General features: G+C 28.9%; 5 protein-coding genes and 1 other RNA gene. 5 read left to right on the top strand and 1 reads right to left on the bottom strand.

From position 1 onward, the window contains the following. The first annotated feature begins 150 nt into the window (after positions 1 to 150). On the top strand, positions 151 to 4,995 hold the full coding sequence (locus GBZ86_RS18665; RefSeq protein WP_152889629.1) for a S8 family serine peptidase: 4,845 nt from the start codon (positions 151 to 153) through the stop codon (positions 4,993 to 4,995). Between the two features lie 391 nt (positions 4,996 to 5,386). After that, positions 5,387 to 5,857, top strand: coding sequence for an SsrA-binding protein SmpB (smpB, locus tag GBZ86_RS08495; RefSeq protein WP_152889627.1), 471 nt, complete (start codon positions 5,387 to 5,389; stop codon positions 5,855 to 5,857). 71 nt (positions 5,858 to 5,928) lie between these two features. Here the strand turns inward: smpB and GBZ86_RS08490 are convergent, their stop codons facing one another. Further along, positions 5,929 to 6,915, bottom strand: a complete 987-nt coding sequence (locus GBZ86_RS08490; RefSeq protein ID WP_152889625.1) for a tetratricopeptide repeat protein — start codon at positions 6,913 to 6,915, stop codon at positions 5,929 to 5,931. A 222-nt stretch (positions 6,916 to 7,137) separates the two neighbouring features. Here GBZ86_RS08490 and tyrP point away from each other — a divergent pair, with 222 nt between their 5' ends. From tyrP to ssrA, 3 genes are all read left to right on the top strand, one after another. After that, the gene (gene tyrP, locus GBZ86_RS08485; protein ID WP_152889623.1) at positions 7,138 to 8,535 is read left to right on the top strand and encodes a tyrosine-tyramine antiporter; all 1,398 of its coding nucleotides are present in this window, start codon (positions 7,138 to 7,140) and stop codon (positions 8,533 to 8,535) included. 174 nt (positions 8,536 to 8,709) lie between these two features. Further along, positions 8,710 to 9,282, top strand: coding sequence for a xanthine phosphoribosyltransferase (locus tag GBZ86_RS08480; protein ID WP_152889622.1), 573 nt, complete (start codon positions 8,710 to 8,712; stop codon positions 9,280 to 9,282). An 823-nt stretch (positions 9,283 to 10,105) separates the two neighbouring features. Then, positions 10,106 to 10,437: a transfer-messenger RNA gene (gene ssrA, locus GBZ86_RS18715) on the top strand. Positions 10,438 to 10,914 lie beyond the last annotated feature (477 nt).

The following is a 10,914-nucleotide window of genomic DNA, read 5'->3' as shown; positions in this document are numbered from 1 at the left end:
TTGTGGTTTTGAGATTCAATTTTAACATGAAATTAGGGGGTCGTTGTTTTTTTATGCAAAAAAACTTTCGAAACCTTGATATATAAAGATTTTAAAAAGAAAAGTAGTGTAGAAACTTTACACTAACTTAGCTAAAAAGGGGGAGAATTTATGATTAAGAAAAAACTTGCACAGATATTAGTAAGTGTTGTATCAACAACATTTTTAGTATCTAATTTTGTTCCAAGTACTGTTATTGCTGTAACAGAAAATAATAAATTGGGGGAGAATGTTACAGCGATAAAAGGCGAATATTTAACTAAACCTGAAGGAAGAAAGTTAGAAAATAAAATAAGTAAGGATATTAATAAAGATACTGATGAATTTGTTTCAGTAATTGTTGAGTTTAAAGCACCAGCTATAGCAGAAGCAATAAATGTTAATGGAAGAAGTTCAAACTTAGCTAAACAATCAGTAGATAAAGAGCATGACTCTTTTAAAAAGTATATTCAAAAGCTTAATAATGAAAAAAATAATTCAAATATAAATATTGGACATGAGTATGAAACAGTATTTAATGGTATGCAATTAACTTTAAAAGGTAGTGATGTAGAGAAACTTGTTAAATCTAATGTGGTTAAAAAAGTTCACAATGATGATACAGTTTATGTAGAACAACCAGAAGTTAAAGAAGCTAAGACAACTGAGGAAATAAGTATTGAAAATAGAATGGCAGATAGTGTACCTTTTTTAGGAGTAGATAAATTACATGAAGAGGGTGTAACAGGAGAAGGTATAAAGGTTGGAGTTATAGATACAGGAATAGATTATAATCATCCAGATTTAGCTAATGCTTATAAGGGGTTTAAAGCGGCAGATGGGGATGTTACAAATCAAAATCCATTAGAGATTAAAGGTTGGGACTTTGTAAATAATGATGCAGACCCTATGGAAACTACCTATAAGGATTGGATGGAAAGTGGAGAACCAGAATTTGATTCAAGAGGAAATGCTTATTATACAGCTCATGGTACACATGTTTCAGGAACTATAGCAGGTACTAATTCAAATGTAGAAACAGATTTAAAGGTTAAAGGGGTAGCACCAGATGTCCAATTATATGGTTATAGAGTATTAGGTGCTAGAGGTTCAGGTAGAAATTCAGATGTAATAGCTGGTATAGAAAAATCAGTAAAGGATGGAATGGATGTTATAAACTTATCTTTAGGAAATAACTCAAATGATCCATTCAATCCAAGTGCAACAGCAGTTAACAATGCAACATTAGCAGGTGTTGTAACAGTAGTAGCTAACGGAAATGCAGGTCCAGGTTCAAAAACTGTAGGTTCTCCAGCAACTGCTCAATTACCAATAGCAGTTGGAGCAAGCACATCACCATCTACATCTTCAATATTTAGATTGTCTTTAGAAGATGGAGTAAATGTTGAAGGATATCAAGTTATTAAAGATTTTAATAAGAATATATCTGAAACTTTAGATAAAGAAATGGAAGCAGTTTATTGTAATCTTGGTGAAGCAAAAGATTTTGTAGGTAAAGATTTAACAGGAAAAATTGCTTTAGTAGATAGAGGTATTAATACTTTTGTAGATAAGGCTTCAAATGCTAAAAAGGCAGGAGCGGAGTTAGTAATAATAATGAATAATACAACAGCTAATGAAATACCAAATCAAGGGGAAGTAGATGGTTGTAATACTATAGCAGTGACACAAGCACAGGGTGAAGTTATTAAAGAAGCACTAGGAGAAAATACTTCTATAAATATTAATACAAGTAAATTAGGAGAAAATAGTCTGCCAGGAGATGAAATTGCAGGATTTAGTTCTACAGGTCCAGTAAATATAACGGACGAAATAAGACCAGACTTGGTAGCACCAGGAGTACAGATTTTCTCTACAGTACCCGAATATATAAATGATAAAAATGTAGATGTGGATAACTATGGTATAGCTTATGGTAGAATGAGTGGAACATCAATGGCGACACCTCATGTAGCAGGAGTGGCAGCACTTATATTACAACAAAATCCAGATTATACACCAGAAGATGTTAAAGCAGCTTTAATGAATACTTCAGAACATCTTCATAAGAATGATAAAAATTACAGTGTAAATGAGCAAGGAGCTGGAAGAGTAAATGCTTATAAAGCAGTTTATGAAGATGTTTCTATGAAAGCAAACTATAAGGTGGTAGCTGGAGAAAATAAAGAAGAACTTGATAATGTTACAGGTATGATTTCTTTTGGAAGATTATATAAATCAGAACAGGTTAGTGAAGCTAAAAAAAGTATACCAGTAGAAATAGATAATGATACTAACACTAATAAAACTTATGAAATAACTGTGGAGTATTCAAATAGTGATAGAAGCAAGAATGCAGAAAAGAATAATGTGGTATTAAACGTTCCAAATACTTTAGAGGTTGAAAGTAACTCAAAAGGAAACTTTGATACAGAAATAGTAATTCCAAACACTGCTGAAGGTGGATACTATGAAGGATATATTCACCTTACAGATGTAGGTTCAGGAGAGGATTATCAAATACCATTTAGTGTTAATCATATGCAAAGAGGATTCCAAGATATTATTCATCCAGAAGATATGTATGGTACAAAAGGAACAGGAGCTTTTACAACATCTAAATTATTTAATAGAGATGAGACTCAATTTATGAGAGAAAGTGATATAAAGGTAGCTATAATAGTAAATGAAGAAATTGAAACTATACATTCCTTAATAAAAGATCCTAAAACAGGAGAGTATATAGGCTATGCAGGATCAGAAGAAGGATGGTGGATAAAACCAGAAACTCCTTGTTTAATAGAATGGATAGCTACTGATGGAAGAGTTAAAAAGATAAAGGATGAAAAAGTTACACAAGAGGAATTTTTACTAGGTGAAGGTGTTTATGAATTAGAAATGGTGGCAATAACACCAGAGGGTAATAGATTTTCTCATTCTACTGAAATAGGTATTATAAATGATGGCAAAGGTACTACTATGGAAACAACCACATTTAAGCCAGGTATAATTGAAGTAACAGAGGATATGTATACGGTAGAAACTTGGAGAGATAATAAAGAATATGAAGGTTTATGGATAAAAGGGTCTATAAATAATTCACTTATAGATACAATGAAAAAAGAATATGGACATGATTATATGAGTCAAGGAAAACTTAATTTCCCATTTTTCAAATATAAAACTTTTTCAAATATGATAGTTCCATTAGAATATATTATAGATGATGAAGGAAACTTTATGATGGCTGGTATAGAAAAAAGTGACTTAGAAAATGGTCCTTTTGTTGTGGAAGCATCAGCTATAAGTCCATCAGGTACAGCAGAAGCTTCAAAGCCTTATATATTTATAAATGAAGGTGAATCATATTTAAAACTAGATTTAAATGATGTTAATTTAACAGAAGGAGAAAGTGTTACTGGAAAAATATCTTTAAATAATAGTGAAGATGTTGTGGAAGGACAATTTAAAATGAAGTCTTTAGGAGCAGCAAAAATATCTCTTGAAGATGTAGTTCCATCAGAAGAATTAACAAAGCTTTTAAAGAAAAATGGCAATGACATAGAAATAAGTTATGAAACTGTAGATGGAGAATATAATAGAGAGTTTATAATTAACTTTAAAATAGTTGCAAAGGAAAATGAAGTTATCTCATTAAATGGGGATATAGAATTATTTGATGTAACTTACATTTTAGATGATTTTGGTGGTGTGGAAGAAAACTTATATTCTCCAGGAAATCTAAAGTTATTAAAAATATTTGGAGATGAAAGTGATTTTAAAAATTCTAGGGGAGAAAATGCTAATGTAGCAGCAAAAACTATTTATGATATAGTACACACATTAAATAAAAATGAAACTCTTGTATATGGAAAAAGTCCTAATGTTGGCAGAGGTGTAATGATTAAGGATGTTTATGCTTTAGATGATAAAGGTAATAGATATGAAGTAACTTATAAATCTAGTTCTTTTGGAGAAAGTAGTTTTACTTTTAATGATTTACCAGTTATAGAAGAGGAATATAAAATTGTTTTAGAAAGACCAGGACATCTTAAAAATGTAGTTAATGTACCAGGTGGAAAAATTATAAATGATAATTTGGTTGGAGAACAAATAAGCTTAGAATCAGGTGGAATGCTTCAACGTGCTATGTTGCCAGTTGCAGGTGATGTAAATGAAGATGGAGTAATTGATGTATTAGATGCTTATGAAATAGGAAAAGTTTTTGGACAAGAAGTTTCTAATATTCCTGAGAGAAATTTATATCCTGATTTAACTAATGATGGAGTGGTTGATGAGAATGATTTAATAAATGTATTGGAAAATTATACTAAACAAGATTTGTTAAGAGAAAATGTTAAAGAACCTAAATTAGAGGTGAATGGTAAAAATATTCAAGATATATTAGATGATATACTAGATGGTGGTATAGAAGATGTATTTGTAGAATCAGTATCTTTAAATAAGGATTATGTAAACTTATATACTGGTGGAGAAGAGCAATTAGAAGCTTTGGTTTTACCAGAAAATGCTACAAACAAAAATGTATTTTGGAGTACTTCAAATAATGGAGTAGCTGTAGTAGAAGATGGTAAGGTAATTGCTACAGGAGAAGGAGAAGCTATAATTACTGTAACTACTGAAGATGGATCTTACAGAGATACATGTAAGGTTAGAGTAGTTAATAAACCAGAAGAAAATGTGAAAGTAGATAAGGTTAAAGGCTTTAAAGCTGTAGATAATACAAATAATTCAATAAAATTAACTTGGGATTTTCCAGTAAGTGGAGCACCAGTGGCAGAGTATTTAATTTATGTGGATGGAAAAGAAATAGCTACAGTAAATAGTAATGAAACTTTAGAATATGAAGTTAATAAATTAAATGCTAATACACTTTATAATTTTAAAATAGTTGCTAAGGGCTTTGATGGACAAAAAGGAAGACCAATAGCTATAAATGCAAGAACAACTAAATAAATGTAAATTATGAGAAAAGTTAATATTTAAACATTATTAAGAAATAGAGAAATGACAAGTATTGATTATAAAGTTACTTAAATTATTATTTTAGCATTTATAGACAAGTAACTTTCCACAATACTTGTCATATTTTCTTACTTAAATTGAAATGAATCCTTAAGGTATTATTAGAACCCTTAGAATCTATAGATAATAAAAGTGTTAAAAATATTAATTAAAGAAGCTTAGTAAGTTATAGTATAAACTTTACATTTAAAAAACACTCATTTATAATTACTATAAAGTGTAAAGTTAGGGTGTACTGATTAAAGTATATTAGATAAATGTAATTAAATAATAACTTAAAATAGTACATAAAAGACACGTTAAATTAGAGTAGGTGAGTGAAATGGTAAGAAAGAATAATAATAAAACATTAGCTGAAAATAGAAAAGCAAGACATGATTATTTTGTAGATGAGGCTATGGAAGCGGGAATAGCTTTAGTTGGTACAGAGGTTAAGTCTATCAGAAATGGAAGAGTCAATTTAAAAGAAGCATATGCACAGGTGGTTAATGAAGAGGTACTTATTTATGGTATGCACATAAGCCCTTATGAGCAAGGAAACATATTTAATGTGGACCCTTTAAGACCTAAAAAATTATTACTTCATAAGGCTGAGATAAGAAGATTAATTGGATTAATTCAACAGGAAGGTTTAACTTTAATTCCTCTTTCTATGTATTTGAAAAATGGAAGAGTTAAGGTTAACTTAGGAGTTTGTAGAGGAAAGAAAAACTACGATAAGAGAGATTCAATGCTAGAAAAAGCACATAAGAGAGATATAGAAAGACAAATGAAAGAAAGAAATAGATATTAAAATTTTAACTAGCAATAAAGAAAGGGTTAATTCTATAAAAACATAGAATTAACCCTTTTTAAAATTTTATATTATTCAGCTTGTATTAAATCTTTAAATTTGCTGTAAATTTTTAAGTTGTTTAAAAACTCATCTTCTAAAGCTAAGTTTTTTAAGCTGTCATCATAGGCTATAGCCCGTTCTAAAAAATAAAATCCTTCGTCAATTTTTCTTAAAACAGAACATACTCTAGATTTATAGTAAAATACTATATGGTTAAAGGGATCTAGTTTTAAAGCATGGTTTAATAGTTCATCAGCGTCGTCAAATCTTCCTACATATATTAAAGAATTTGCATATTCACAAGCACAAACAGGAGAAGAAGAGTTAATTTTAAAAGCTTTTTCATAGTTAATAATACTTTTTTCTAATTCATTTGTATAAAAGTAGCATTTACCTAGCTTTTTTAAGGCAATATATTCACTAGTATTAATAGTAAGGAATTTTTCTAGAAAAATTATAGCATTATTATATTTTTTCTTTTCTAAAAAACATTGAGCTTTGCCTAGTAAAGCATTAGAAAAATTCTTATCTAAAGATAAGCATTTATCAAAGCAATTTTCTGCTTTAGAAATATCACCTAATTTTATATACGAAAATCCTTTGTTTGAAAAAGCAAGAGGATTGAAACTATTAAGCTTTAGTGATTTATTAGAAAAATCTATGCTTCTATTAAACATATTTAAATTATAATATACAAAGGCTATGTTATTATAAAGTTCATAAGGAATCTGTGGTAATTTAAGAGCTTCTATACATAATTTATAAGCATCATTAAACTTACCTTTCTTTGATAATAAAAGTATTTTTTCATTATAATAGAAAGATGGTTTTAGAGTTGTTTTATTTTTTTCTAATAGTTTTAAACAACTTTTAAGCCTTCCATATTTAAGTTGTTTTTTTATTTTAAGTTCCGTTGAACCAAACATTGAGTTTAATATATATATAAAGGTTATAATGATAAATACACTAAATAACACTATGAATAAATATTCTAAAATTTTATTAGAGTTTTCCAAAGTTAATCCTCCAAAAAAGTTCTATACAATATTATATATGTAATATGTTGAAAGGATTACAATAAATGTTTAAAAATAAGTACAGGTAATAAATTATCATAGATGAAGTTTTGTTCATTTAAATTTACCAATATGATAAATAGGCTAAGTTGCAATATGAAAAGATTTAAATATAAAATAGAATGGAATTTGATGTAAACAAAAGAAAGGAGGATTTTTATTATGGCAGATAAAAACTCTAAGAAAATAACTCTTTTTCAGCTTATTGCCATAAGTATAGCTTTTTATGGAAGTATAAGAAATGTTCCTACAGTTGCTAGTGCAGGATGGGAAGCTATATTTTTTATGATTGGGGCAGGAGTGCTATTTGCAATTCCTATTTCGCTAATAGCAGCAGAACTTGCTACAGGATGGCCAGAAGAAGGAGGTCCACAGGTTTGGGTAAATGTAGCCATGGGAGAAAAATGGGCCTTTGTAACAGCCTGGTTATTATGGATACAAATGATGGTAGGAACTCAAATGGGAGCGGCAGCATTTGGTAGTGTATTATCCTATGCTATTGGAAAGCCTGAATTAGCTCATAATAATTTATACATATTTATAATTATAATAGTTACTTATTGGACTGTTACTTTTTTAAATTTCAAAGGAAAAGTAGGAAAGTGGGTAAATACTTTAGGTTCTATAGTAGGAATTTGCATACCTTTTTTAATTCTTTCTTTATTAGGAATATGGTATTTCATTAAACATGGCAATATAAATCTAGGACCTTTAAATTTTAACACAGCTATACCTAATATAACTGAGTTAAGTAAATTATCATTTTTTGCAGGAATTTGCTTTATTTTTGCAGGACTTGAAATAGCATCTGTACAAGCAAATAATATAGATAATCCTAAAAAAAATTATCCTAAGGCTGTTTTTATATCTGTAGGGGCTATGGTTATATTTAATTTAATTGCTGGATTAACAGAAGCGAATGCCATACCAGATGGAAAAATACAATTAGCAAATATAACACAGCCATTTCAAGTTTATTTTAATGAATTAGGTATACCTTGGATGACTAATGTTATAGGTATAATGATATGTATTGGATTATTTGCTCAAATGAGTGCTTGGGTTTTAGGTCCATCAGAGGCTATGATAAAGGTGGCTGAAGAGGGAAATTTACCAACAATATTTCAAAAAAGAAATAAAGATGGTATACCTATTACTTTTGTACTAATACAAGCCATAGCCATTTCTTTACTTGCCTCATTATTTATTATTGTTCCACAAATAAATACAGGATATTTTATGGTACTTATATTAACAACAATTTTATATAGTGTTGTATATTTATTTATTATATTAGCAGTAGTAATATTAAGATATAAAAAGCCAGAGGTAAAAAGGGCTTTTAACATACCAGGTGGAAAAATAGGAATGTGGATAACTTCTACTTTAGCATTTATAGGAGTAATACTAATAATTATTGTAAGTTTAATTCCATCTAATGATGTACCTAAATCAGCACATTTTGAATATGTGTTATTTCAAATTTTAGCTACATTAATATGTATAGTAACCCCTATTATAATATTTAAATTTAAAAAACCTTCATGGAAGAAAAATTAATATTTTTAATAAATAAATTTAAATTATAACAAACTAATATAATGTAAAATATCATAATTAATTTTTGCCAATAAAATTTAATAAGTCTTTGCAAAATTTGAATTTATGATATAAAATTATATTTAATGATGGAACAAACGACCACATTAATAGTGTAGAAAGGGTGAAACCGAAATGGAACTATTAAAAAAGACAATAAAAGAAAAAGGTAGAGTAACAGAAGATAATATATTAAAGGTTGATTCATTTTTAAATCATCAAATGGATGTTAAATTTTTTAATGAGGCAGGTAAGGAATTTTCAGATAGATTTAAGGATGAAAAAATTGATAAAATTCTTACAATTGAATCAACAGGTATAGCTTTAGGAATAATTACTGCACAATACATAAATGATATACCAGTAGTTTTTGCTAAAAAGCTTGAGAGAGTTGGAAAAAATACTGATATATATAAATCAGAAGTTTATTCTTTTACAAAGCAATCAATATATAATGTAATTGTAGATAAAAAATTCATAAAGCCAGGTGAAAGAATATTAATATTAGATGATTTCTTAGCTAATGCATGTGCTGTGTTTGGTTTAATAGATGTAGTTAAACAAGCAGGTGCTGAAGTAGTAGGTGTTGGAATTGTTATTGAAAAAGGATTCCAAAGTGGAAGAAAGCATTTAGAAGACAAAGGAATAAGAGTAGAATCTCTTGTTACTATTGATAAAATAGAAGACGGTAAAGTTCATTTTAGATAAAACTTGAATATAGTTAAAATATTATTAAAAGATAGGGAATAAGAATTATTCACTTTAGATTGCTTAAAACATGTTTTATAGCCTTTGTATGCTATAAAAGTAAGGGTTATTCAGTCTTTTGTAATACTTTCTATTCCCTTTAGTTATATATAAATAAATCATCTTAAAGATAGTGTGTATGATTGCTTTTTAGAGGTAAGTTTTAAAAATAAATGCGTAATAATTAAGTTTATTATGTAATGGTAATAATATCATATGTAATTAGAGAATATAAAGGATCTGTTGGGTTAATATACTTATTGAATTTAAGTAGTTATTGATATAATATAGATTATGGTTAAAGTTTAGTTTAACTTTACTAAGAAGAGAGCTATAGTTAATAATATTATAAAAATTCTATTAGTTAGTCTAATATATATATATAATAAAAAATTTAATTGAAAAATAAAATAGCTCTTTAAATTTTAAAAAAAATGTTGTATAATGAATTTCATGTGATGTAGTTAGTTTATTTGCATAAATTAATTAATGACAACTTCAAAAAACTATTAGTTTCGGATTTGAATTTTAAATTTAACCTTTACCAATAGTTGATAGGTTTATTTCAGTCAGTCTCGTAAACTCTCTTACAACAAACTATCCTTATTAAATGAACTTTAGTTTAGAGACTTGACTAAATAACTTTCATAATATATAATTAAATTAAAGTTAACAAGAAAAATTGAAGAAAAACAGTTTAAAAGTTAACTTTTATTGTAAGATGATATTTTAAAATTTAATATGGTGGTGCGTTTAAACCATATTACCTATAACATGGGGGCGTTTTGGCTTCGACGGGGGTAAGATGGGTTTGATAAGCGGGTCGAGGTAAGCATGTAACCTCGTTAATAAAGTATGCATTAAAGATAAACGCAGAAGACAATTTTGCATTAGCAGCTTAATTTAGCTGTTCATCAGCCCAGGTTGCCTACGGCTTGGATAACTGGTGTCATTGAAGTGGGAAACGAAGTTTAGCAAAGCTTTGAGCTAAAGGGGTATTTATGAAGCTAGTGAATTATGTGCCTGTCTATAGGCGGCATAAGGAGCGAATGTTAATATATAGACTACACTCGTAGAAAGTCAGGCTGGTCTGCTTTCGGACAGGGGTTCGATTCGTGGAAGAGTCGCCCTAGGAAGTGATTCCTAGAGGAAAAACTTAGCTTTATCGGTGAAACCTGACCAGATGTTTTAAAACATGCTGAAGGCAATACCGAGAGGTATGTAAAGAAATTTAACAGCCTCGTATCGACTCATAGGTTCCTAAGGCTTATGCTATGGAATACTAGGATAGAAGTCTTCAAATTATACTATGGCTTCTATAATATGCTAAGTATGTTAGTGGATACTAACATAAAGATATAGTCAGGGCATGCAGTAATGTATGAGAGTACCGACCCCTCGCCTCCACCAAAGCACGACAATGTGTTGATACAATGAAAAGTCCTTGAAATCAAGGGCTTTTTTTGTTGTATTAATGAATACCACAGGTTTTACCTGTGGTTCTAAAAAGCTTATAGCTATGAGTAGAAAAAAATAAAACCTCCGATGTAAAATAATAGTAGGTTTGCCGACCAAAACTTAATTTTACAAGGA

The sequence above is a fragment of the Clostridium tarantellae genome (assembly GCF_009295725.1).
Lineage (GTDB): Bacteria > Bacillota > Clostridia > Clostridiales > Clostridiaceae > Sarcina > Sarcina tarantellae.
The sequence above is the reverse complement of the archived record's forward strand: the minus strand, read 5'-3'. Positions and strand labels throughout refer to the sequence as shown.